Below are 23,519 nucleotides of genomic sequence, written 5' to 3' on the forward strand. Positions count from 1 at the left end.
TTATCTTTAATCCTTAAATGTTCCCCCAAAGCAGCACCCAGCAAGGGTCACAGGGTTTTGGGATCGGCGTGCGATCGCGGAAAGTCGCACGGCGTTTGCCGTTTCAATTTTTCGGCTCTTTGAACTTCAGTAAGAAGGAACATATTGCTCCCATTAAAAGCAATAGACAAGAAATGGTTGACTTTTTCCAAAAATTAAAAACAAGGGACTTGCAGCTTAATAATGCACTAACCAAGCTTGGCTGTATTACATGAATTCAGCTTTCCTCACTGGTACTGTTTTTTCCGCAGTTCCCTAAATGGGTTCGTTTTGTGGTAAAAAAAGAGCGATCTATTTTATGCAAGTCAACCGCTCAATCAATAATGCTACCACAATTCTATCACAGTTGTCTTAAGAATTATCTAAGTGAGTCTCAACTCCTCACCCTGGAAATTTTACTGTGGCTGCTTCAAGTACACAAAGAAGTCAAGATTGAGAGATTAGCCGCGCTCTTTCCTGTACCCATCCTCTATCAAAGTAGGAGAAAACATCTACAAAGGTTTTTAGTTCTTCCCAATCTTAGTCTACCATTAATTTGGTTCCCGATACTTAAATATATATTAATAACTCAAGTTCCTCTCGGAAGTCGTGTTATTCTGGCTATAGATAGAACCCAATGGGACAGCATGCTGTCGGTGTAATTCGGCAAACATTGCTCATCAATTAGCCTAAGCGCGACGCTGTTGCAATTTCTCTTGCAGCCCAATTATAACGGTTTCTGCGTCTAACAATTCGCCTCGTTCAGCCTCTTCAACTCCAACCATAATCTCGCGGCGTAATTCTTCAAATCGTCCTTGATAAAGATTTTCTCGTTCCTGTAGCAGCTTAATACCAGCCAAGAATACTTCATCAGTAGAGGCATACTTGCCGCTAGCAACCTGATTGTTGATAAACTGTTCCAGTTCCGGTGGCAATGTAATGGGCATACTAAAATCAGCCTCAGATTAACCTGCTGCTATTGTAACGCGATCGCATCTATACTTTCCCGAAGTGCGATCGCGCTTACTTTCAGTGTATGCGATCTTTCCCTGTTCGACGGTAGGGGCGCAAGGCTTGCGCCCTTTCTCGTGTGTCCATGATATCAGTCGCCTATTTTCTGATCCCCTATAAAATTATTATCCTTTTCTTCTTCCTGACTCCCAAAAAATATTTGTTCTTTTAATTGATAAGCAATTTCAGAAACCATTGGAATGCAAACTGAGTTTCCCACCTGCTTGTAACATTCTCCTAAATTTCCGTGGAGTTTAAAATTCTCTGGAAATCCCATAATTCTATAACATTCTTTAATCGTCAATTTGCGAACGGCATTTTCTTCAGGAAGATAAATAAAGAATCGCCCCGATGTCTCTTGAGAAGGTATTGTAGGATGTATGCCTTCTACTGAATAAATTCTATTGGGTTGATGGTGAACCCTAGATAAATGATGAGTATTGGGTCTAACTCCTTTTTTCCAAATACTCTTATTATTCCGATATCCTACAAAAATTAATCCCGATTGCTGTTGTTTGGGTTGATCTATTAAGGTATAGCTGTCTGGATCTAAATATTCAAAGTTTTCAGAATCGGATAGAAAACTTTTTAATTTTGCTCTAGAGTTTATTGTTTTCAATTTATTAAAATTAAATTGTTTGTTCTTGGTAGCAACAATAATTATTCTTTCCCGGTTTTGAGAAACTCCAAAATTTTTAGAATTCAGCAGGCTATAATTGACTTTATATCCCAAATCTTCTAAGGAATACAAAATCACCTTTAGTGTTCTACCTTTATCTTGATGCATTAAATGTTTTACATTTTCCAAGAGAATAACTGGAGGTTTTTTTGCTGCAATTATTTCACAAATGCGAAAAAATAATGTACCTCGTGTATCATGAAAACCTTTTCTTTTACCACATATACTAAAAGGCTGACAAGGAAAACCCGCCGTTAAAACATCAAAATTAGGAATACTATTAATGTCTATTTTTGTAATGTCACCTGCGGGTATATCTGAAAAATTATTAAAATATACTTCCTGACATTTGGGATCAATTTCACAAGAATATACGCATTTATAGCCCGTTTTTTCAAAGGCAATTCTAAATCCCCCAATTCCAGCAAATAAATCAATAAATTTAATTTTTCCCATTCCTGTTATTCAACAAATTTAATTCTCTTATTATAAAACATAGTCGCACCTTCACGCAGATCCAAGAGGAAGCCAACACAATTATCGAGTTAACTATGCAAGGCTGCATCCCGATCGCACTTACCGTTTCAGTGGATGCGATCTTTCCATGTTCGACGGTAGGGGCGCACATCAGTGCGCCCTTTATTATTGTCGTGTATTCTATATTTAACCAACTATAAAATCACAACAATATTCACTCTAAAAAAAATTAGCGATCGCGCAATGCCCAATTAACAGACAATTGCGATCGCGCTCCCTGATTACGCTTAATTCTAGTACGATAATCTTAGAGCTGTTATTCCCATGTTCCAATGACTTCTACAATGGGGCATTTTACATTATTAGGTTTGCTCCCCTGTGGCTAAAGAAAGGGGCGGGTTTAGTCAACTTAGAGGTTGTTTCCAAAACGTTAGGGGTAAAACCCGCCCCTACCACCCGGTTGCCTTAAAATGTCACCACACTGCGAATCGATTCCCCTTTGTGCATTAAATCAAACCCCTCATTTATTTTCTCCAAGGGCATGACATGAGTAATTAAATCATCAATATTAATCTTACCTTCCATATACCAATCCACAATTTTAGGAACATCAGTACGTCCCCTTGCCCCACCAAACGCGGTTCCTTTCCAAACTCGTCCGGTTACTAATTGAAACGGGCGCGTACTAATTTCTTCTCCTGCACCAGCCACGCCAATAATCACACTCACGCCCCATCCTTTATGGCAACATTCCAAAGCTTGGCGCATCACATTGACATTCCCAATGCACTCAAAACTATAATCAGCGCCCCCTTTGGTTAACTCCACCAAATACGGAACTAAATCCCCTTCAACTTCACGGGGATTAACAAAATCCGTCATACCAAACTTTTCTGCCAATTCCCGTTTATCTGGATTAATATCAACGCCCACAATTTGACTTGCGCCCACCATTCGCGCCCCTTGGATCACATTTAAGCCAATCCCACCCAGTCCAAATACTACAACTCTGGAACCGGGTTCAACTTTGGCAGTATTAATCACCGCACCAATCCCCGTAGTTACGCCGCAGCCGATATAACAAACCTTCTCAAAGGGCGCATCTTCTCGAATTTTCGCCACGGCAATTTCTGGTAATACGGTATAGTTTGCAAAAGTAGAAGTTCCCATGTAGTGATGTAGCATTTTGCCATTACTGGAAAACCGACTTGTGCCATCGGGCATGACTCCTCGTCCTTGAGTTGCCCGAATCGCCTGACAGAGATTGGTTTTCAAACTTAAGCAATACTCACAGTTCCGGCATTCAGGTGTGTAGAGAGGAATGACATGATCACCGGGTTTAACGCTGTTTACCCCCTCTCCCACCTCCACGACTACACCTGCACCTTCATGTCCTAAGATAGCCGGGAATAGTCCTTCTGGGTCTTTGCCAGAGAGGGTATAGGCATCGGTATGACAAATACCTGTGGCTTTAATTTCGACCAGTACCTCCCCAGCTTTGGGTTCCTCTAGCTGAACCGTTTCAATCGTTAACGGTTTACCTGCTTCGTAGGCGACAGCTGCTTTAACGTCCACTTCTCCCCTCCTGCTTGTGGTCTTAATGCACTATCGTTTAGTGTATCCCTAGCCTCAGAATCTGGACAGATGCGCGAGCTGCACGGAGCCTGTCCTTTTTCCCAAGTGAAGGGTTTCGCGAACCCTGACAGATTACCTCTTTGACTGCAACTTGATATCACTTCTCCCTTTTTCAGAGTAATTTTCTGATATCTCCCTATCGTGCAACCATTGTTAAGATAAAAGAGACTTAACCCCACCGCAAGGGAGCCAGTCTGTACAATCAAAACTGAAAAACTACCTTAGGGGCAGGTTGAGTCAAATCGGGGCGGAAAAAAACGATAATCGTGAAACCCACCCCTACATCCCTTAAAAACCCTTTCATCCTGATGTACCGATGTAACGGAAAAATCCTAGATTTTCCTTAACCACTATGGCTAAAAAAAATCCCTAGCCCAAATCAGTGAGCCAGGGAACGTCAATCAGGGTGCATCTACCATTTCACTCTTCTGGAATAGGCGGGGTTCATCCGGAAAAATTCGCCAAGCCTTTCCTCAATTGGAGTTCAGTAACATCCAGAACCGAAAAATTCCAGCGTTTTCAACCATGATTAACCTCTTGTCCCTCCTCCATCAGGTCAAAATGTCTCATTGAATACCCGTGACTCGCCCCTATGTGCCTAAACTCTCTATGGAAACTTTCACAGAATTAAATCAATCTATATTTAAAGACACTATGAATGCGATAAACCTTGAAAACCCAGTAAAAACCCTTGACATTCAGCAAACTTGACCAGGCAATAGCAGTGGCACAGGAATTCCATCTCTCTGTGACCCCCTTGGGGGACGAGCAGCAGCATCTAGTGCGGATTGAACGAGTCGCACCAGGGGTGCCTTTGGCAGAAGAACAAGTCCGTTGGCCCATGGATGAGTGGTTAGCGCAAGCTAAACAACTGATGAATGATCCCCTCCTCGGCTTGTTACAAGGGGGGGCTGGCGGTATGGATGAGCTGTTTTTTTTGCCTAACTCAGATCAGCAAGTGCGTCAATCCTGTAAAAACCTGGTGGCGCTGGGTCAGGAACTTTATAATGCTTTATTTCAAGGGAGCTTGCGTGATAGCTGGATGATGGCACAAGCGATCGCGCAAAATCAACGCACCGTATTGCGACTGCGCCTGGGACTCAAAGGGAATCGCTTACCCCGCTTACCCTGGGAAGTTCTCCATGCCGGCGATCGCCCTTTGGCAACGGGGACAGATGTCGCCTTCTCCCGTTATCAACTTAGCGCCGGGTTGATGCGACCGATTCATTCCCTTCCCCCTCAACCCAATCCTGTCCTGAAAATTCTCATGGTAATTGCCGGACCAAGTGACCAAGAGAGTTTAGAACTGGCACAGGAAGCCGCACACTTACAAGAAGAACTCAAAAGCCGTTCTCGCCAAGAACCCCCAGCGATTCAACTCACCATTCTCGAACAACCGGGACGAGAACAACTCACCCAAGCCTTAGAACAAGGTCAATATCAAGTCTTCCATTATGCGGGTCACAGTAGTCTGGGGGATTCTGGCGGTGATGTTTATTTAGTCAGTAATAAAACGGGGTTAACGGAAACCTTGAACGGCAATGACTTAGCCGGATTGCTGGCAAATAACGGGGTGCAATTGGCAGTGTTTAACTCCTGTCGTGGCGCCTATACAGCCACATCAGACCCCCTAAACAATGGCAAAGAGCGCAATTTAGCCGAAGCCTTGGTCAAGCGAGGTATTCCCGGTGTCCTGGCAATGGCAGAACGAATTCCTGATGAAGTGGCACTTACCCTGACTCGCCTACTTTATCGGAATCTCAATCAAGGCTATCCCATCGATCTGAGTCTGAGTCGGGCGCGACAGGGGCTAATTTCTGCCTATGGTTCCAACCAATTATATTGGGCGCTGCCCGTGCTTTATCTGCATCCCGAATTTGATGGATTCCTCACTAATGTGGACGATGACTATCACAATCGGGAAGAACGATTACAGTTACCGGAACCACCAGACATGCCTTTAGTCTCTAACGAAAGTGACGCCGAACTATTTACACAACCGATGTTAAACACAACGTTAGAGAATGAGGATGAATTCCTGCTAGAGGATAAATTGCCCCTAGCTGAGTATGAGTATACATCGAGCCAAAATTCCTTGGATGAGACTCCCTCAGACGATGATGGGGATGATCCGTCTAGCTTTATTAAGAGTTTACTCGAACAACTCGATAGTGACCCAGAGATCGAGGAACCTAAGTTACCTCCCTTAGACGCAAAGCATCCACCTACAACGACGCCAGGGAAAGCAAATCAGGACGTATTAATCCCGCCGCCTCAAAAACCCACGGTTTTCTCAGAAGCGCCAGTACCAACACCTCCCCCAAAAACAGCTACGCCATCATCTCAACAGACGGTTACACCATTACCCCAGCCAGCGCAACCGAATCAAAAGGGGTGGCGTTCCTGGCGGGTTGCACCTAAACTGGGGATTGGATTAGGCGTCGGTGCTGTCGCGATCGCACTTTTGAGTTTCGCCTTGGTTTGGAACCGTCAGCCGCCACCTGATGATAGTTTATTACCACCGTTTGATTCTCCTGTGTCGAGTCTACCCCCATCCCCAGGCTCGGATCAGATCAACTTAGACAAAGCCGACACTAGTCGCGTTACAGCTTTAGCGATCGCACAATTAGGTCAAGGGAAGATCGAAGCCGGAACAGAAGCTGTGGAAGCTTTGCTCAATCGAGGTGCATTGTCTCAAGCTGATGCTGCACTAGGGGCTGTTTCTCCCTCCCAATTGGATAACCCAACCATCAGTTTTTTGAGAGGACGTCTGGCTTGGCAATCCCTTCAAACTGGGGATACAAACTATAATATCAGCGATGTGCGACGGTATTGGGAAACAGCAGTTAAAGCCCAACCTGACTCGGCTAAATATCATAATGCCCTTGGCTTTGCTTACTACGCAGAAGGAGATTTCGAGCGAGCTAACAATGCCTGGTTAGATGCTCTCACCTTAATCGAACAAGAGGAAATCGATGCAGATGTGGCGGGAAACGAGGCAAAGCAAGAAGCGCTAACGGCTTATGCGGGATTAGCGTTAGGATTCTGGAAATCTGCTCAACAACAGCCCGCAGAAAAGGGCACAAATCTTTTAAATGAATCGTCGAAACTGCGGCAAAAAGTTCTCCAAGATGACCCCGTAAATTTTCAACCCGACGCCCTGAGCCAGAACTGGCTTTGGTCCGAGCAGGCGATTCAAGATTGGCGATCGCTTTTAGGAGAAACGCCATAAAATCTGCATGGGTGGGTTTCAAAAATTCGATAAAATATGCTGTGCTAATACCTGTATGAATATAGCAACTATTACTCTGCCTTCTCGGATAAAATTGAGTATCGATTTAACCGATGATCAGTTCTTTGATCTGTGTCAGAGAAACCGAGATTACCGATTTGAGCGGACAACATCAGGGGAATTACTAATCATGTCACCAACGGGTAGTGAAACGGGAAATCGCAATATTGAACTCGCCTATCAACTCCAAGCTTGGAGCCGCCAGAATAATTTAGGGATTGCCTTTGATTCCTCCACTGGCTTCAAACTTCCCAATGGTGCCGAGCGTTCCCCTGATGTCTCTTGGATACGCCGGGAACGATGGGAAGCGTTAACTCCGACACAACGAAAGAAGTTTGCCCCGATTTGTCCAGATTTTGTCGTAGAATTGCGTTCGGAAACCGATTCGCTGAAAGAATTACAAGAAAAAATGAGAGAATATAGGGATAACGGGGCAAAATTGGGATGGTTAATTGACCGTAAAAATAAGCGAGTTGAGATTTATCGTTCAGGAGAGGATGTAGAAATTCTCCACTCTCCGGCTACTTTGTCAGGAGAAGATGTGTTACCGGGATTTGTGTTGAATTTAAAGGGGATTCTGTAGGTGATTGTTGCTAGTGATCAATTCTATACTAAAGCTCGAACATAACTTAAAATCCTTACCAGTAGGAGAGATGACGACGCCCCAGCTTCCGGAAAAACTGGTACGCGATCGCATCTTCCCATATCGCCTTAATCTATATAGGAAAGGTATCAAAGGAAAATAGTAACCATGGCAAAACTCCTCCTCAATGAGTTCACTCCACCGGATCTGCTGATTAATAATGCGGCAATTATTAATGACTTGGCGCCTTTTTGGGAGATTCCCAGCGAGGATTTTTCCCGTCTGATTGATGTCAATATCAAGGGAGTCGCCAATGTAATTCGCCATTTTATCCCAGCAATGATTGACAGGGGAAGCGGTATAATTGTCAATCTGAGTTCGGGTTGGGGACGCTCAACCTCTCCTCAAGTCTCATCCTACTGTGCCTCTAAATGGGCAAGTCAACTACTCACGGTTACTTCGTTGAACCGTGAGCTTGGAAAGGTCAGTTTTCAGTAAAAGTTGTCTACCGCATGAGTCTGATAATGGTACACACGTTTAGTTGTTTTCCTAGACTAAACCTCTGTAAAACCTCTGACTAGGTTGCTCTAATAAAGGACATCTTTTATCAGATGGCGGTAAGGAACAAGTAACTTTTTGTAAGGATTATCTCCTATGCAACGAGTCCCTGTAATTTCACCTGATGGGCGTCCACTAATGCCCACCAAACCTTCAAGAGCTAGGCGATGGCTCCGCTGTCCCTCCCCAGGTGGCTACGCAGAACCTGGGGAGGGACAGCGAACACGTTGAAGGCATGACGCGATCGCTAGCTCAAGAATTGCCCAAAGGAATGGCAGCGATTCCCCTGAGTCCCGGTATTATCCATACTGATATGCTGGAAGTTTGCTATGGCGAAGCAGCGGCGTCTTATACGGCTATCCAAGATTGGGTCAAACAAGCAATTCCCTTCCTGCTGCAATTGACTCCTGCTGATAATGGTCAACCCCTGAGTGTCCCTGTATGATACAATAACGGGTTCGACTCTGTGTTTGGGTGAGGTTCCAATTATCTCGCTTAAGCTGAAAAAAAGCAGGTAGCCCACAAAAGCGGGAGCTATATAAAGTTTAACAAATAAAGGCTTGGGAAACCTCGCCCAAATCAGCTAAAATCGACTAATCATGTCAAAAATTTGATAGTACGACGAAAGCAAAAAGACGAGATTGCCTTTCCTTAAGCTATGGGGAAATTACCGTTCAAAGAAAAACCCTGGACTCTAAACCAGGATTTAGTGAAGGATCAAGAATCAGGGAGGATTGAAAAGTAGTGGACAACGTTTATAAACGCCACTCTTATAAGGCAAACTTTGATCAAGCCGAACGTTACCATACCCATTGGGATGAATATTTAATTATTCCCATTTGGGAACGGAAAACAGGGCGTTGGACAGTAACTTGGCTAGAATCAGAACAGTTGCTTGAACCGACAATTATTGATCCCTTTGGCGGTTTTGATTTCCCCACAGCTCAAGCCGCGATATCAGCGGCAAAATCTCTCATTGATCATTGTTCAGATGTGGCGGCTCGGAATGCCATGGAAGATAGGCTGATAGAAATCTTAGAAGGGAAGGGATGATATAATATCTGGTTGAATAGTTACATGTTGGTGGACATATTTACAATGCGACCATAATTTGATGCTTTCATCAAAGGAATACAAGCTTGACACATTAAAAAAGCGCCACTACTGCATTGAGAATAATATATCAATCTTGGCATATTCATCCCTTGCTCAAGGATTGCTCACGGGTAAATTTAAACCCGATCATCAATTCTCAAAAGGCGATAATCGTGCCAAGAATCGTCTTTTCCAAGGAGATAACTATAAACGAGCGCAGCAAGCTTTAGATAAACTGCGCCCGATTGCTGAACGCCATAATTGTAGTCTTGCCCAATTATCCCTCGCCTGGTTAATTGCCCAACCGCAAACGAATGCGATCGCGGGGGCGCGTCATGAAGGACAATCCTCTAGTAATGCTAAGGCGGCTGAGGTAAACTTATCCCCAGAGGAATTGCAAGAAATTGACGCGATCGGACGTATTGTTACTGATCACCTGGACGATAATCCGGTGATGTGGGATTGGGATTCATAACAGACAAACAATTAGGAAGAATAAGCCGCAACACCCGATGAGGAGTTCAAACTCCGGGCTAATAGCTTAAGTCCATTAAAATGGACTAAAACACTGATCCAGTCGCATGCCAGACGAATGCCAGCTTTTGGTGTTTTGGGTTTCAACCCCAGACGCAAAGTAAGCGAGTGGTGCAAGTTTGAGTAGAATTTAGGGATGGAGACATCAACGAGTAAAAGGAGCAATCTATGGTTCAAACTCCCTTCCAGCAAGAGTCTTTGCTCCCATCCTTGGAAAGTGGCGATCGCTTAAATCGTTATGAATTTGAGCGTCGTTACAACGCGATGCCTTCTCTCCAGAAAGCTGAACTAATTGAAGGAGTCGTTTACTTGCCTGCTGCACTGCGTTTTAGAAGTCATAGTCAACCTCACGCCAATTTAATCCTATGGCTGGGCAATTATCAAGTGGCGACACCGAGTATTGAGTTGGGGATTGAACCTACTGTTCGGTTAGATTTGGACAACGAACCTCAACCCGATGCTGTACTATTGATTGATGAAAATGCCGGGGGACAGGCGAGACTCAGCGATGATGATTATATTGAGGGTGCGCCGGAATTGGTAGCCGAGATTGCAGCTAGTAGTGTGGCGATAGACTTACATGATAAGAAACGGGCGTATCGTCGTAATGGGGTACAAGAGTATATTGTTTGGCAAGTATTTGAGCAGAGACTTGATTGGTTTTACTTGCAGCAGGGTGAGTATGTATCGTTACCCGTGGATGAAGGAAATGTGATCCGGAGTCGAGTGTTTCCAGGATTGTGGTTAGCCGCCGATGATTTGTTAGCAGGGAATATGGCGAGGGCGTTGTCGGTGTTGCAGGAAGGTTTAGCTTCGGAGGAACATGCAAGGTTTGTCGAACATTTAACAGAGCAGTAGAACAACTTGGCGTTAACCTAGGCTACTGCAAGGAGCAATCCCTCTGAATCGGCACAATTAATACTAAAATAGACCAACTGATCTTTAAATTACAAATCAAACATGAATTTAAGTGACTATCCTACTAAATTTTGGCATTGTTCTGTATCTATGAACAGAAAAGATAGGAGTTTAAAAGAAAAAGTTATAATGGTGTGGTGTCACAGACAACTATCATGATTGATGTTTGAGCAGAAACTGTCTAACTTGGGCAATCTCTTGCTCTAACTCTTCCTTGGTTTGGCTAGGAAAGGTCGGTATATCATATAAATCCATTAACTCAGAAAGTTGCCAGCGATCAATGCCTAGCAGTTCAGCTGCTAATCCAGCGCTAATATCAGCATGGTTCAGGAGCGTCATGACGTAGGCTTCCCTGGCGCGTCGTTCTGCTTCTAAGCGATGGATTTCTGGAAGTTCAGGTAACTTTCCTGTCAGTTTAATGTCCAACTTGAGTTTTTGGGTTGACATATTATTCCAGAGTGGTGGTGTGGCAAGTGCGATCGCAAGATAGCCGTAGGTTGGGTTGACGCGCCGAAATCCAACATCAACGTCAATTCACAAATTGACAATGGATAATGAACAATGGATAATGACCTCTCCTTAAAAGAAGAGGATTGAAATTAAGGAAAATCTTTTTTAATTTCTTCGTAAACGAAGAGGTATTAGACCCAATTAATCAATTGTCAATTATCAATTATTAATTATCCATTGATAAGCGCGATCGCACTTCAATCAAGTCTAAGGCGATCGCACAACCAAATCAACCTTGATGAGGACTAGCCACAGGTTCCGACAAAAGTCCTGACATCTCCAACACGCGCTCCATCCAAACCCTTGCTTGTTCAGCAACATTGATGCGTTTTGCATCATCTGCCCAAATCTTTGACCAATGGAATTGCCACCGAGCGAGTTGAACTTGCAACTCAACCAACTCAGCTGCATGATCCATTCCAGCATCCATAGCTGTCCACTCAATAAAGAACTTGCTTTCTCTAATCAGATATTCCACAGTATTGCCATTAACTCCACTCTTAGTCAGAGATTTAATTCGAGCCAAGTTAGCCGCTAATCCACCTAGACGAGTTGGTACTTCATCATTTAAATACCGCCCTTGTAAAGCTTTCCAGTCTTTCATACGCCTCCTAATAAATTCTGAACAATATTAGCAACTTGCTCCCGAATCCCTAGATCAAGGATTTCCATTGAACGGTTATTTTGTCTCGGACGTATATTAATTAGAGATTCATAGGTTACCGTTTTGCTATCCGGATACCTGACATATTATTCTAGAGTGGTGGTGTGGCAAGACTATATTTTCAGGCTTTCTTGCGCCTAGAATCCTCAACCGCTTAATTATCATCCAGAGGCAATTCATGTTCGGGTGGTTCTAGTGAAAGTGGAGCATCTGTACTCGGAGGAACCACGACAAGGGGAGGGGGTGGTTCTAAAATCTTTTGCCACCCTTGAATTTGCACTTGAGCTGCATTATAGGCTTCGGTTCCCGAAGGAATCATTTTAGCCAGTCGAATCGCTTCAGTTAAACTAAAAGCGGCTCGATCTTGAGCTAAAGCCAACAGTTGATAACTCCAGCGATTAACCGCCGAGACAGCATCACCTCTAACCTTAGCTGAACTGGGAACTTGTCTGGCTAAGCGAATTGCCTCGGCAACGGCTTCAGGAGTTCCGGGAGTGGCAGCTTGATAGGCTTGTTGCAAGCGCTGTTGTCCCAAAACTTCTGTTTTCCAGCCCTTAATTAGGCTTTGTGCTTCCCCATAGAGTACCCGTCCCGATTTAATTTGTTCAGCCGCTGCGATCGCGGCGGGAAGATTGCCGGAATTAGCAAGGGTGCGAGCATTATCAAGATAGGGTTGGTCTTGCAAACGTTGAACTGTGCGCGTCCAGTCATTAATCTTACTCTGTGCTTCTGAGTAAAGAGCGCGATTGGGAGCAATGCGACGGGCTTCTTGGATTGCTTCTTGTAACGATTCTGCCCCGCCAAAGCTGGCAAGTTGGGTGGCGCGGTCAAGATAGGGCTGATCTTCTATGGTTTGAATGCGACGAGTCCATTGGCTAATCTCAGCCCTCGCTTCCTGGTAGCGGGGATTGCGGTTGGGAATCAGTTGAGCTTCTGCGATCGCAATCTGTAAATCGCTAATTAGCCCAGAACTGGCAAACGCCCTTGCCCGTTCCAGTCGAGCCACATCCTCAATTTCCCGTTGCCATCGATCAATTAATTCTTGACCTTTATCATACAGAGGACGATCAGTACCCAGTTTCTGAACTGAGGCGATCGCGATTTCTAAATCCCCAACGCTTCCAGATTCAGCACTAGATAGGGCGTTGGCTAAGTCAATCAAATCTGCCTTGACGTCTGGTAATTTTACACTAGCGGGCAACTTATTGGCAATCTCTAACACCCCTTGCCAATTCCGCTGTTCTAAGCGACTTGTCGCCAGTTTGAGTAACTTATTCCCACACTCAGCAATCAAATCTTGAGCCTCTTTGTAGGCAAAACTCTTGGGCGTGATTTTCTCAGCGGCTTCAATCGCCTTTAAAATATCATCGATTCGACCCGTTTTACTCAACCGATAGGCTTCATCCAGCTTCTGACTATCGTCTCGTCCGATTTGAATCAAATCCACGAGTTGGTTGTATTTAACGGCTGCCCAATACTGATTATCTATCGTTGTCAGCTTAACCGCTTCTCGAAACGCTAACGTCCAATTCGACTGTCTGAGTTGTTCCTCGGCTTGTGCATAAATCCCTGAAGCCTTTTGCCACAGACTTTGCCACGCCTCAATTTGTTCTTTGACCAATTTGAACGCGGGAACATCTCTCGGAATCCGGTTGGCAATCTCAATCGCTTCCTCTAGCTGACCGGCTTGAAACTTTTCTTCTCCAATCGCTAAAATCTCTACAGACCACTCTTCGATATGGCGGTTAATTTCCGGGCGCAAGGGGTGGTCTTTAGGTAAAGCGTCTATGAGCGCGATCGCTTCTAACAAATCTTTGGTGGTGCGTTTATTTGCCGCAAGCTGAGCGCAATAGAGACGCACTGATGCCGAAGCCGTGGGCCAAAAAATCGACGGACAATTTGGCAAAGCAGGTAGCTTCAGCAAAAGGGCAACAGCGGAAAATCCTATCCCACCCGAAACCAGAATAATCACCGCCACCCAAAATGCCCAGCCGCCGAACGTAAAGCGTCGTCTTGGTTCTTTGGGCTGTTTAGGAGAGGGTGGGGCTGGCTTCGTCGCCACCTTTTGGGGAGTGGTTTGACGATAAGACGCTGAATGTCCGACCTGATGAGGATTGACAGCACTCCTCTGGTGTTGCAAATCTTGACTCCAACTGGGTTGGGCAGACCAGGTAGCATGCCAATGATCGGGCACTTCTCGTTTTCTACTCATAACTCACTCCACCACTCGCTACGCCTAATGCTGTGGGTTTTATAGCACCCTCAGTTCTTGCCATCCTACTCTCGTTAGACAGAAAAATCCATACTCTTTTTGAGACTTTATTGGGAATGGGAGCAAGGGCAACCGCTGTTACGATGAGGAAGATTGGTCATAAGTTTGATGGCTAATGCCATACCTCCTTGAGAGAAAACTATCAAAATTGGGGTTCAGATATAGACAGACTAGAGGTGGTCAACTCTCACCTTTCCCATTCCCAATTCCCCTAACCCAATCTCGATGAAACGGACTCAGCCCTTAAATCATCAATCAGTCGAGCCAGTTCATCTCCACTCGCTTGGTAAACTTCTCCACAGAAATGGCAAGTCGCTTCAGCCCCTTCGTCTTTTTCAATCATATCCCGAAGTTCGGCTTCACCTAGCATCTTCAGCGCTCCCAACACCCGATCAAACGAGCAACCGCAGTCAAAACGTACCATTTGGATTTCTGGCAGAATAACCAAGCCCAAATCACCCAAAATCTGTTCAAAGATAGCCGGTAACGTTTTACCTTCCTGCAACAGGGGCGTGAATCCGGATAGTTTAGCAATGCGAGATTCCAAAATTTCCACCAAGGACTCGTCTCTAGCCGCTTTGGGTAAGATTTGGATTAATAACCCTCCTGCGGCGGTTACGCCTTCAGCACCGACAAATACACCCACCATCAGTGCTGATGGGGTTTGTTCGGACGTGAGCAGGTAATGAGCAATGTCGTCACCAATTTCTCCCGAAACCAGTTCTACGGTACTGGAGTAGGGATAGCCATACCCCACATCCCGGATTACATAGAGAAAACCGTCATGCCCAACTGCACCGCCAACATCGAGTTTGCCAGATTCGTTGGGCGGTAGTTCAATGGCAGGGTTATCCACATATCCTCTAACCGTACCATCTAATCCTGCATCCACCAAAATCCCGCCCAAAGGACCCTTTCCCTTCACCCGAATATTTACTCTTGACCCTTCACGCTTCATACTAGACGCCAACAATAAGCCGGATGACATGGTGCGCCCTAGGGCAGCCGTGGCGACATAAGAGAGCTGATGGCGCTGGCGAGCTTCTTCTGTGAGGCGTGTGGTAATCACACCGACGGCACGAATACCTCCTTCTGCTGCTGTGGCGCGAATTAACTGATCAGCCATGGAAAAACCTTACACTTCTTAACATACTCCTTTTTTATTTTAGCCAGACCATGAGAAGCCTTACGTCTCTACCCCAAGTGTTCGTTTATCCTAGAGAGGTTCCGGCGGAACCTCTCTACTAAATTCTTCTGTGTCCTAACCGATGCCAGAGGTTGCTATAGTTAAGGTTTACACTCAACCGCAACAGACCTATCGTTTTTGGACAAAGATTATGTTGGGAACCTTTCAACAAAGTCACCTCCGCATTGAACTCGAAGCCCCCCATAATGTGATCCGAGACAGTCTGCTGCATTCACAGAAACTGCGCCAGTGGTTGCCGACTCAGCGCCTTTCCCCCGGACTACCGGAACAACTCCATCCAGGATTAACCTTCACCAGTTGGATAGGTCCAGTTTCCATCCAACATCAGGTGGAGGTGGCTGAGTCTAACGGGTTGCGACTGCTATTGAGCCAGGGAATCGATGGCTATCACGAATGGTGCTGGGGTGAAGGATGGGTACAGTCTCGTTTAGAAGGTGTGTCTCTGTTGCCGTTAAATCTCGCTCAAACCCTGAATTTGCTGCGACTACGGGAATTTATCGCCGCCGAGCAAGGACGATAGGAGCAGGGGAAGCCGGGGGAGCCGGGGAAGCCGGGGGAGGGTTGACGACAGATAGCTAATATGATAATTTATGCTCATATTAGCTTATATTTGCTCACATGGGGTATATTCCTTTGAGAGAAGCCGTTAAGCGGCTTGGATTACACAAAAATACGCTAAGGAAGTACGCAGATAATGGCAGCATTCCCTCTATACGCAATCCAGCCGGACAAAGGCTTTTTGATGTCGAAGCCTATCTGGGAGCAAGTACTGGAAATGCCACTATTTGTTATTGTCGAGTCTCCAGTAGTAAACAACGAGACGACCTGGCCCGACAAGTCGCCTATATGCAGTCTCTCTACCCACAAGCCGAAATCGTCAAAGACATCGGTTCAGGACTCAACTTTAAAAGGAAAGGATTGCGTTCCTTACTGGACAGACTTCTTAAAGGGGATAAGCTCACAATTATTGTTGCCTGCAAAGACCGATTGTGTCGATTTGGATTCGAGCTTATACAGTACCTGGTCGAGCAAAACGGTGGAAGCATCGTGGTTCTCGACCAGACTGTATATTGTCCGCAATCAGAGCTTACCCAGGATTTACTCTCCATTGTCCACGTCAACTCTAGTCGAATGCATGGACTCAGAAAATACGGCAAGAAAATCAAAGAAGATCCGAATCTACCTAAACCCTGAGCAGAAAAGCCGGGTTAAAAGATGGATGGGAGTCTCAAGGTTTGTTTTTAATAAAACCGTTGAACACTTGCAGCAACCCGACACCAAAGCCAACTGGAAGGCAATAAAGGGAGGGTTGTTAAACTCCTTGCCGGAGTGGTGCAAGGAAGTCCCCTATCAAATTAAGTCAATAGCTATCAAGGACGCTTGTGCAGCCTTAAGAGAAGCCAAGAAAAAGTACAAAAAAACGGGACAAATCCAAAAAGTCAAGTTTCGTTCCCGTAAAGACAGGATTCAGTCTTGCTATATTCCTAAATCAGCCGTAACCGACTTAGGAATATACCACACAATATTGGGTAAAATACGCTACACAGAACAGTTGCCCGACAATATTGGGGATTGCCGATTAGTGTTCCATCATGGTCAACACTACATTTGCGTTCCCCATGACGTGCCACGACAAACGTCTGAGAACCAAGGACGGGTCGTGGCAATAGATCCCGGTGTTCGGTCAATCCTGACTCTGTTTACCGAAGATAGCTTTGGTTGGATAGGGACAGGAGATATTGGACGCATCCAACGACTCTGTTATTACCTTGATGATTTAATTTCCCGTATAACTAAAGCTAAAGCCAAACAGCGTCGGAGACTAAAAAAGGCGGCTGACCGATTAAGACTGAGAATTCGTCATTTAATTGACGAGATGCATCACAAAGTTGCTCGATTTTTAGTCGATAATTTTGATGTCATTTTGCTCCCGACGTTTAACGTGTCTCAAATGGTGGTTAAGTCCACAAGAAAGATCAGATCTAAATCAGTTAGGCAAATGTTGTCTTGGGCACATTACCGCTTTGAGATGTTTCTGAAGCAAAAGGCGTTTGAGACAGGCAAGGTTGTACTTGATTGCAATGAAGCCTACACCAGTAAAACCGTAAGCTGGACAGGTGAAATCATTCCCAATCTCGGTGGAAAAAAAGTCATTATTAGTGGTGATGGATTTCGGATGGACAGGGACATCAACGGCGCTCGCGGGATTTTCCTACGAGCTTTGGGAGATATCCCCTCTCTAAGAGCTTGTCTTTTAGAGTGCATTGTTAGCAAATGTTAGCAAAAATATATCGGAATTACCAATGAACCATGAACAATCAACAAATGACATCCCCACCGCTAGCTTGAGTTTTTCTCCCGACTCAACGTCGCTTTAATTTTTTGGGGATCACGATATTCATCCGATTGTGAAAGTCTTCCTGTACCTTGTGACTCAAGCGGCGAGACACTTGTCGGACGATTTGCCCCAATAGGCGATCGCCTGTACTCTGGATCAAGGATTGGGGTAATTTGTGGATAAACTTGGGAAACCGCACACCGACAGTTAAATCAAGCTCCCACTCGATACGGGTAATGGTGGGGGGAAGTTCTATCCCTTCAAGCTGTTGCTCAGAAAAATACTCGTGAGTTGGAATCGACACAAACCCTTGAGTCGCCTGAAAGTCAACCTCATAGCCGGGAGGATTGTAACCGGGAACAGGGATCGTCTGAATTTTATAGATCCCATCCTGGCGCGGGAGTAGTTCTAGTCCAATTTTTGGCTCAACTTCGTAGCCGAATGACCCAAAGCGCCCTATCGTTAAAGCATAACCATTGGCTCCAATTGGTTCAGCCTTCATCGGCTGAGCGCAGTGACGAAACCACTCCTGGTGAGTATCCAGATAAGCCGTTACTTGTTCCGGTTCGGCATACATCTCTACACCATTTTGGAAGTGACCGTAAAACTGAGTCAACTCAGGCGCTAATTGGCATGATTGGGACTCGTCCCTCTCAGGCTCGGTAAAAGTGGATTGGGTATCTAGATGCACTGGCTCGATTGCGATGGGTTGCTGGTTAAGGAATTGGGACTGCATAATTGCTCCACGGTGTCAGTTAGGGTTGGTGCCTATTGCTAGGATGCCCACTGGCGATTGTTCATTCTCTCTTTCATCTTCACGAATTTACGGTATAAATCTGCACATCTGGTAAAACTTCATTGATAATTTATAGAATTGAAAAGAGAATGTTAAGGTATCGAATCAAAAAATACGGGCTCTTTACAGCATAACTTGTGTATCTTGCCGTCAACTCTCACTGTTGAAGGAAATTTCTAGATGAAAGCATTGGTCGCCGGAGCGACAGGTCAAACAGGACGCCGAATCGTCAAGGAACTGGTCAAACGCAATATCCCTGTCCGTGCTTTGGTGCGGAACTTGGAGAAAGGACAGGAAATTTTACCCCCTGAAGCCGAGTTAGTCGTTGGGGATGTATTGAAGCCTGAGAGTCTCAGCGCTGCTGTGGGAGATAGCACTGTCGTTTTTTGTGCGACAGGTGCTACGCCTAGCTTCAACCCCCTAGAACCCTACCAAGTAGACTATGAAGGGACGAAGAATCTGGTCGATGTTGCCAAAGCCAAGGGCATTGAGCATTTTGTCATGGTTTCCTCACTTTGTGTCTCCCAACTGTTACATCCCCTAAATCTGTTTTGGCTGATTTTGGTGTGGAAAAAGCAGGCTGAGGAGTACCTCCAGAAAAGCGGCTTAACCTATACCATTGTGCGACCTGGGGGGCTGAAAAATGAAGATACTCCTGATCCTGTGGTCATGTCATCAGCGGATACACTATTTGATGGGAGTATCCCGCGCACGAAAGTGGCACAGGTTTGTGTCGAGGCGCTATTTCAAGCCGAGGCGCGTAATAAGATTGTAGAAGTGATTGCCCGTCCACAAGGGAGCGATCGCACTTGGCAAGAACTATTTGCAAATGTCGCCTAATCCAACTGTAGAGACGTTGCATGCAACGTCTCTACAGTCTATGGGATCGAATTTTATAGCCATGGGTTATGAAACGTCTAATTCAGTGGATTAATATCCTAATTTTAATGATCCTATTCCTAGAACTGCGTGAAGGATATCAACAAGGGGAATGGAGTTTTCACAATCCCAGAGGTGAAAAGGGGACTCAGCCGTTAGTCATGCGAGGCGGTGATCCTTATATTCGGGCGCTGATGCGAACAATTTCGGCAAGTGAGGCAAATGTTTCTCAACCTTATTCGGTACTGTATGGAGGGGAGCATGTTTGGGATTTGAGTGATCATCCCAATCGCTGTGTGCCCATTGTGGCAGGTCCCAATGTGGGGAATTGTACCACCGCCGCCGGACGGTATCAGTTTATTAACACGACTTGGTATGACAAAGCCAAACGCTATCACCCTCAACATTGGCAATTGTTGTGGTGGAGTAACTATAGCTTTGAGCCACAATATCAGGATGCAGTCGTTTATGCTTGGCTGAGTGATCCGCAAGCGTGGGGAATGGATATTTCCCAACAATTGCGCCAAGGTCAAGTGGATCAAGTCTTGCGGCGGTTATCAGGAACTTGGACGAGTTTAGGTTATGGTATAGAAACGAATTCAATGTCTCGATATTTACCGGGGATTTATCAGCGGATTCTTCAGGAAGAACTACAACAAAGCTGAACCAAAGTCAACAATAATGTTAGATTTATAAATTATAAGTCAAGTGCTGGGGCGGGTTTAGCCCGGTCAATTTAACCTAAGACTGCTAAACAAACTGCTCTTATTTAGAGTATAATAATCTTCTAAATAGTTTTTATTTTATTGAAGCCTTCTGCCCTATCTCCAGTAAGTATTCAATCGAACTTGATATAAAATGCAGAATCAATCACAGGAAAAAATCCGCGCCCGCGTTTTCATTTCTGGAGAAGTTCAAGGCGTTGGCTATCGTCTTTCAACAGTCAGTGAAGCTCGTCGATGGGGTGTAAATGGTTGGGTGCGAAATTTACCCGATGGTCGAGTAGAAGCGGTGTTTGAAGCGAATAAATCAGGAGTTGAGGAAATGATTAATTGGTGCCATCAAGGTCCTGCTGCTGCTGTGGTGAAAGATGTGGCGGTAGAATATGAGGAACCGGAAGGGTTAAATCATTTTGGATATAGAAACAGCTATCCGGCTCAATAAAACAAGCATAAGTTAGAGCCTTGAGCAATAAAATATAATACCAGGTAGGGTGGGTTAGGCGGTAATTCAATTCAAAAAATCACCATTTAATTCGGTGTCCGCCGTAACCCACCAATCACAAGACTTGTAGTATATTAATTAACAATACTGTGGAAATTGGCGCAAAGCGATTTTCGCGATCGCACACCTGTGATACCAAATCCGCCTTTATTACCCCCTTTTGCCACGGCGATTGAAATCGCTGCTACACAAACAAAGTCCGCCTGCGCGGACTGGGTTATAACGGGGATAGCTAACCCGGATTTGTTATGATTTACAAACGCTGTCCCAGTTTCAGCCAGGAGAATACCTGTTCAACGGTTAGCTGTAGACTTAGGAAATCTGTCCCATCGAAAGACCGCAACATCTGGCACAATAGAGCGTCCGCTAAATGTGCAGCGCAATTCGGGGAAAGCGTAAGCGATTTTTTCAGGAAATCCCACCTCGTTTATTGTATTAGCGAGGCATATTTGTAGAGTGCTGTGTTTCCCTTGTGGCATGGGTTTTTGATAGATTTTACCGTCAATAAATTCGCTAGCAGGTTGGGTTTCGGGAAGTTTGATAAAGTCAGCTAGGGTGAGTGGTTTAGTTGCTATGGTCATAGTTACTTGTTTATACGTGGGTTGACGTGCACCCGTGACTCGCGCCCACCCCGACGTAGGTTTCTAGACTTCCGGTGAAAAACTAGGGGCGTTAGTGCTATTCCTCTTAATCCAAACTTTGATTTGCCAAAATTTCTCGAATTCGCTGGCGAAATAAACGCACGACCGCTCGTTGTCCCATTGTCTTACTCTGCTCAATTAATCCAGGAATTTCGTTAATGGGTAGAAATGAAAACGTCGGACTTTGCTGAGTTTTTTCGTATTGTCCCTCTATCAGTTGATAAACCTCAATCCTATTCTGGTGATATCGCCAAATTTCTGGAACACCAAGCTCGGCATAGAGTTTAAATTTATTGATGGAAGAATTTTTATAATCGGACTCGACTACTAAGTCAGGCGGTGGGTCATCGGGTAGATTAATTTTGTCTTGACCTCTGACCCTACTTTCATTTTGAATGTAAAAACAGGTGTCAGGTTCAACAGCACGGGTTAAGTCTTCCCGTTCCAATGTTAAAGCACCAAGACTTCTCAACTCAATGCCGAGTTCGTCTACTATAACTTCAATAAAACTCTCTAGCAGTCGTTTAGGTTCTTCCTGTTTGGGTAGGGGCATCCTAATTTCTAATATTCCCTGGTCATAAGCTATCCTCCAAGCCCGATTATCTCCTACATCGTGCATTAAAGCTTGATAGGTTTGCCAACTAACCCCTCTGAGTGTAACGATTGGTTCAGCGCGAACTTGCAGTTGTTCTGTTGTTGATGTTGTTGTCACCGTCTAACCCACCATTATTAACTGTTTTAATTGTAGTGGCGTGATCTACCTCATTTGATAGATTAACCTTGTAGGGACACCATCCTTGCGCCCAGAAAACCTGCAAGGCTGGGTATCATGCCAGTAGTTCTATCCTACAGCGAAAGGAATAATGATGGCACAGATGTTCCGGCGGAACTAAATAATCATCATTTAATAGTCACAGGACTTACGCAGCTACACCATCTATAGCGGTAATAATGCGTTACGCAAGCGCTTTCACACCCTAAAAATAGAGGCTGTGCGTAAGTCCTAAGTCAGAAAAATTAGGCTGATACTGACTACAGCGTTTTTTCATAAATTCGATACGTCTTATAAATTGTCCCCCCCGATGCTTCAATCAACTTACGAGACGGAAAATTATCTTCCCATACCCAACCCAGTTCTGCTCGCTTATAGGGCTTACCTTTCTTAATTCCCCCTTGCATTCCCAAATAAATTAACGCCAGAGGCACCATTTTACGGCGATATTCTGGCAATGAAGCAATCGCAATGACCCGTCCTTGGTCAATCTGGCGACGATACCAAAGAAACTTAAGAATTCCTAGCCAGTTTAGTTTCCCCTTAACCTGTTTTAGGGGAATATTATAGTCCGGTAATCCCATAAAAAAGCCGATCATTTCACCCTTGTCTTCGGCTATGGGAAAAACATCTGGATCAACTAAACTCTGTAATGACTTGGCTTCTTCTAGAAATTCGGCTTCCGTTCTCGGCGCAGAACTCCAGTTGTTGGCAAAGGCACGGTTAAAAAGGTGATAAAGGCTGATACAATCTTGTTCAAATCCTTCGCCTTTGGTTCTAATTGGACGAAAGGTGATACCCGATTTACAAGCAATCTGATAGGCTTTCTTGAACTTATCCGATAAAGGCTTATCTAGGGGAAAATCATAAGAGTATGTATCCTTGGCTTTCTGCCAGCCCTCTTTTTCCAAAAATTCGGGATAGTAGGGGGGATTATAGGGCATCATTACCATGGGCGGTGTATCAAAGCCATCGACCAAAAATAAACAATTATTGTGGGTTGACAAATCAATCGGTCCCCGCGCCACAGTCATCCCTTGTTCCCGCAGCCACTGACAAGCCGCATTTAGGAGAGATTGCGCGATCGCAAAATCTTTGACACACTCAAAAAACCCAACTAAACCAACCCTTTTGCCCTCTCGTTCAATTAACCGTTGATTCACCGCCGCCACAATTCGTCCCACCGCTTGGGAAGGGTGGGACGAGTCCATGGCAATAAATTGCTGTAATTTTCCGTAGCTAAAAAAAGGATTATCGGGGGCAAACTGCTTCGCCACATCGCTACGCAGGGGTGGCACCCAATTAGGGTCATTCCCATAGACTCGTGCGGGTACATCCAGAAACAATTCCTGCTCTGCTGGAGTTGCCACAGTCCGAACTTTATCCTTTGTCATTTGTCATTTGTCCCAAGACAAG

The 23,519-nt window shown here is 45.0% G+C and carries 21 protein-coding genes and 5 pseudogenes; 14 read left to right on the forward strand and 12 right to left on the reverse strand.

All coding sequences use genetic code 11. The features are described 5' to 3' along the window. Window positions 1-707: 707 nt before the first annotated feature. From RLO19_RS14850 to RLO19_RS14860, 3 genes are all read right to left on the reverse strand, one after another. Window positions 708-965 (reverse strand): type II toxin-antitoxin system ParD family antitoxin, encoded by a 258-nt coding sequence (locus RLO19_RS14850; RefSeq protein ID WP_446338456.1) that lies wholly within the window; start codon window positions 963-965, stop codon window positions 708-710. A 155-nt stretch (window positions 966-1,120) separates the two neighbouring features. Beyond that, complete coding sequence (locus RLO19_RS14855) at window positions 1,121-2,164, reverse strand: DNA cytosine methyltransferase (RefSeq protein WP_446357552.1); 1,044 nt, start codon at window positions 2,162-2,164, stop codon at window positions 1,121-1,123. Between the two features lie 486 nt (window positions 2,165-2,650). Further along, complete coding sequence (locus RLO19_RS14860; RefSeq protein WP_446357554.1) at window positions 2,651-3,760, reverse strand: S-(hydroxymethyl)glutathione dehydrogenase/class III alcohol dehydrogenase; 1,110 nt, start codon at window positions 3,758-3,760, stop codon at window positions 2,651-2,653. Between the two features lie 751 nt (window positions 3,761-4,511). On the opposite strand from RLO19_RS14860, the gene RLO19_RS14865 reads away from it, so the two are divergent. The 8 genes and pseudogenes from RLO19_RS14865 to RLO19_RS14900 all read left to right on the forward strand — a co-directional run bounded on the left by RLO19_RS14865 (window position 4,512) and on the right by RLO19_RS14900 (window position 10,740). After that, window positions 4,512-7,052: a CHAT domain-containing protein gene (locus RLO19_RS14865; RefSeq protein ID WP_446357556.1), complete on the forward strand. Its 2,541-nt coding sequence runs from the start codon at window positions 4,512-4,514 to the stop codon at window positions 7,050-7,052. A 55-nt stretch (window positions 7,053-7,107) separates the two neighbouring features. Then, a complete protein-coding gene (locus RLO19_RS14870) occupies window positions 7,108-7,695 on the forward strand; it encodes a Uma2 family endonuclease (RefSeq protein WP_446357558.1) in 588 nt (195 codons plus the stop codon). A 168-nt stretch (window positions 7,696-7,863) separates the two neighbouring features. Beyond that, window positions 7,864-8,172: pseudogene (locus tag RLO19_RS14875) on the forward strand (SDR family oxidoreductase); the annotation flags it as partial. Between the two features lie 177 nt (window positions 8,173-8,349). Continuing rightward, window positions 8,350-8,430 (forward strand): annotated as a pseudogene (locus tag RLO19_RS14880) (RRXRR domain-containing protein); the annotation flags it as partial. A gap of 13 nt (window positions 8,431-8,443) precedes the next feature. Then, entirely contained in the window at window positions 8,444-8,698 is a 255-nt protein-coding gene (locus RLO19_RS14885; protein WP_446357615.1) for a hypothetical protein, read from the forward strand. Between the two features lie 299 nt (window positions 8,699-8,997). Continuing rightward, window positions 8,998-9,306 (forward strand): hypothetical protein, encoded by a 309-nt coding sequence (locus tag RLO19_RS14890; protein ID WP_446335749.1) that lies wholly within the window; start codon window positions 8,998-9,000, stop codon window positions 9,304-9,306. Between the two features lie 109 nt (window positions 9,307-9,415). Further along, window positions 9,416-9,823: pseudogene (locus RLO19_RS14895) on the forward strand (aldo/keto reductase); the annotation flags it as partial. Between the two features lie 227 nt (window positions 9,824-10,050). Beyond that, on the forward strand, window positions 10,051-10,740 hold the full coding sequence (locus RLO19_RS14900) for a Uma2 family endonuclease (protein ID WP_446357560.1): 690 nt from the start codon (window positions 10,051-10,053) through the stop codon (window positions 10,738-10,740). A 213-nt stretch (window positions 10,741-10,953) separates the two neighbouring features. On the opposite strand, the gene RLO19_RS14905 is transcribed toward RLO19_RS14900, so the two are convergent. The 5 genes and pseudogenes from RLO19_RS14905 to hslO form a co-directional block, all read right to left on the reverse strand. After that, on the reverse strand, window positions 10,954-11,247 hold the full coding sequence (locus RLO19_RS14905; protein ID WP_446335745.1) for a UPF0175 family protein: 294 nt from the start codon (window positions 11,245-11,247) through the stop codon (window positions 10,954-10,956). Window positions 11,248-11,539: 292 nt separating this feature from the next. Beyond that, window positions 11,540-11,914: a hypothetical protein gene (locus RLO19_RS14910; RefSeq protein ID WP_446357562.1), complete on the reverse strand. Its 375-nt coding sequence runs from the start codon at window positions 11,912-11,914 to the stop codon at window positions 11,540-11,542. Then, window positions 11,911-12,039: pseudogene (locus RLO19_RS14915) on the reverse strand (DUF5674 family protein); the annotation flags it as partial. The pseudogene RLO19_RS14915 and the gene RLO19_RS14910, both read right to left, overlap by 4 nt. Before the next feature lie 89 nt (window positions 12,040-12,128). After that, on the reverse strand, window positions 12,129-14,186 hold the full coding sequence (locus RLO19_RS14920; RefSeq protein WP_446357564.1) for a chromosome segregation ATPase: 2,058 nt from the start codon (window positions 14,184-14,186) through the stop codon (window positions 12,129-12,131). 271 nt (window positions 14,187-14,457) lie between these two features. Then, on the reverse strand, window positions 14,458-15,372 hold the full coding sequence (hslO, locus tag RLO19_RS14925) for an Hsp33 family molecular chaperone HslO (protein WP_446357566.1): 915 nt from the start codon (window positions 15,370-15,372) through the stop codon (window positions 14,458-14,460). A gap of 211 nt (window positions 15,373-15,583) precedes the next feature. Here hslO and RLO19_RS14930 point away from each other — a divergent pair, with 211 nt between their 5' ends. The 3 genes from RLO19_RS14930 (at window position 15,584) to RLO19_RS14940 (ending at window position 17,734) form a co-directional block, all read left to right on the forward strand. Further along, a complete protein-coding gene (locus RLO19_RS14930; protein ID WP_446357614.1) occupies window positions 15,584-15,973 on the forward strand; it encodes a hypothetical protein in 390 nt (129 codons plus the stop codon). A gap of 98 nt (window positions 15,974-16,071) precedes the next feature. Continuing rightward, window positions 16,072-16,647, forward strand: coding sequence for an IS607 family transposase (locus RLO19_RS14935; protein ID WP_446357567.1), 576 nt, complete (start codon window positions 16,072-16,074; stop codon window positions 16,645-16,647). Next, the gene (locus RLO19_RS14940; RefSeq protein ID WP_446357569.1) at window positions 16,589-17,734 is read left to right on the forward strand and encodes an RNA-guided endonuclease InsQ/TnpB family protein; all 1,146 of its coding nucleotides are present in this window, start codon (window positions 16,589-16,591) and stop codon (window positions 17,732-17,734) included. Before RLO19_RS14935 ends, RLO19_RS14940 begins: the two co-directional genes overlap by 59 nt. 82 nt (window positions 17,735-17,816) lie before the next feature. Here RLO19_RS14940 and RLO19_RS14945 read toward each other — a convergent pair whose 3' ends face one another. Then, on the reverse strand, window positions 17,817-18,527 hold the full coding sequence (locus RLO19_RS14945) for a DUF1997 domain-containing protein (RefSeq protein WP_446357571.1): 711 nt from the start codon (window positions 18,525-18,527) through the stop codon (window positions 17,817-17,819). A 240-nt stretch (window positions 18,528-18,767) separates the two neighbouring features. Here RLO19_RS14945 and RLO19_RS14950 point away from each other — a divergent pair, with 240 nt between their 5' ends. The 3 genes from RLO19_RS14950 (at window position 18,768) to RLO19_RS14960 (ending at window position 20,630) form a co-directional block, all read left to right on the forward strand. Further along, the gene (locus tag RLO19_RS14950; RefSeq protein WP_446357572.1) at window positions 18,768-19,427 is read left to right on the forward strand and encodes an SDR family oxidoreductase; all 660 of its coding nucleotides are present in this window, start codon (window positions 18,768-18,770) and stop codon (window positions 19,425-19,427) included. 68 nt (window positions 19,428-19,495) lie between these two features. Further along, on the forward strand, window positions 19,496-20,131 hold the full coding sequence (locus tag RLO19_RS14955; RefSeq protein ID WP_446357574.1) for a glycoside hydrolase family 24 protein: 636 nt from the start codon (window positions 19,496-19,498) through the stop codon (window positions 20,129-20,131). 193 nt (window positions 20,132-20,324) lie between these two features. Beyond that, window positions 20,325-20,630 (forward strand): acylphosphatase, encoded by a 306-nt coding sequence (locus tag RLO19_RS14960; RefSeq protein ID WP_446357576.1) that lies wholly within the window; start codon window positions 20,325-20,327, stop codon window positions 20,628-20,630. Window positions 20,631-21,004: 374 nt separating this feature from the next. Here RLO19_RS14960 and RLO19_RS14965 read toward each other — a convergent pair. The 3 genes and pseudogenes from RLO19_RS14965 to RLO19_RS14975 form a co-directional block, all read right to left on the reverse strand. After that, a pseudogene (locus RLO19_RS14965) lies at window positions 21,005-21,271 on the reverse strand (Uma2 family endonuclease); the annotation flags it as partial. Between the two features lie 106 nt (window positions 21,272-21,377). Continuing rightward, window positions 21,378-22,043: a Uma2 family endonuclease gene (locus tag RLO19_RS14970; RefSeq protein ID WP_446357578.1), complete on the reverse strand. Its 666-nt coding sequence runs from the start codon at window positions 22,041-22,043 to the stop codon at window positions 21,378-21,380. A gap of 320 nt (window positions 22,044-22,363) precedes the next feature. Then, window positions 22,364-23,497, reverse strand: a complete 1,134-nt coding sequence (locus tag RLO19_RS14975; protein ID WP_446357580.1) for a hypothetical protein — start codon at window positions 23,495-23,497, stop codon at window positions 22,364-22,366. Window positions 23,498-23,519: the final 22 nt, after the last annotated feature.

The sequence above is a fragment of the Coleofasciculus sp. G2-EDA-02 genome, assembly GCF_040226375.1.
Classification (GTDB): domain Bacteria; phylum Cyanobacteriota; class Cyanobacteriia; order Cyanobacteriales; family Coleofasciculaceae; genus Coleofasciculus.

Coding starts and splice junctions, on each gene's coding strand:
- RLO19_RS14960 (WP_446357576.1), top strand. CDS start 20,325: ATGCAGAATCAATCACAGGAAAAAATCCGCGCCCGCGTTTTCATTTCT.
- RLO19_RS14950 (WP_446357572.1), top strand. CDS start 18,768: ATGAAAGCATTGGTCGCCGGAGCGACAGGTCAAACAGGACGCCGAATC.
- RLO19_RS14975 (WP_446357580.1), bottom strand. CDS start 23,497: ATGACAAAGGATAAAGTTCGGACTGTGGCAACTCCAGCAGAGCAGGAA.
- RLO19_RS14940 (WP_446357569.1), top strand. CDS start 16,589: ATGGACTCAGAAAATACGGCAAGAAAATCAAAGAAGATCCGAATCTAC.
- hslO (WP_446357566.1), bottom strand. CDS start 15,372: ATGGCTGATCAGTTAATTCGCGCCACAGCAGCAGAAGGAGGTATTCGT.
- RLO19_RS14955 (WP_446357574.1), top strand. CDS start 19,496: ATGAAACGTCTAATTCAGTGGATTAATATCCTAATTTTAATGATCCTA.
- RLO19_RS14900 (WP_446357560.1), top strand. CDS start 10,051: ATGGTTCAAACTCCCTTCCAGCAAGAGTCTTTGCTCCCATCCTTGGAA.
- RLO19_RS14935 (WP_446357567.1), top strand. CDS start 16,072: ATGGGGTATATTCCTTTGAGAGAAGCCGTTAAGCGGCTTGGATTACAC.
- RLO19_RS14855 (WP_446357552.1), bottom strand. CDS start 2,164: ATGGGAAAAATTAAATTTATTGATTTATTTGCTGGAATTGGGGGATTT.
- RLO19_RS14910 (WP_446357562.1), bottom strand. CDS start 11,914: ATGAAAGACTGGAAAGCTTTACAAGGGCGGTATTTAAATGATGAAGTA.
- RLO19_RS14850 (WP_446338456.1), bottom strand. CDS start 965: ATGCCCATTACATTGCCACCGGAACTGGAACAGTTTATCAACAATCAG.
- RLO19_RS14945 (WP_446357571.1), bottom strand. CDS start 18,527: ATGCAGTCCCAATTCCTTAACCAGCAACCCATCGCAATCGAGCCAGTG.
- RLO19_RS14920 (WP_446357564.1), bottom strand. CDS start 14,186: ATGAGTAGAAAACGAGAAGTGCCCGATCATTGGCATGCTACCTGGTCT.
- RLO19_RS14870 (WP_446357558.1), top strand. CDS start 7,108: ATGAATATAGCAACTATTACTCTGCCTTCTCGGATAAAATTGAGTATC.
- RLO19_RS14905 (WP_446335745.1), bottom strand. CDS start 11,247: ATGTCAACCCAAAAACTCAAGTTGGACATTAAACTGACAGGAAAGTTA.
- RLO19_RS14930 (WP_446357614.1), top strand. CDS start 15,584: ATGTTGGGAACCTTTCAACAAAGTCACCTCCGCATTGAACTCGAAGCC.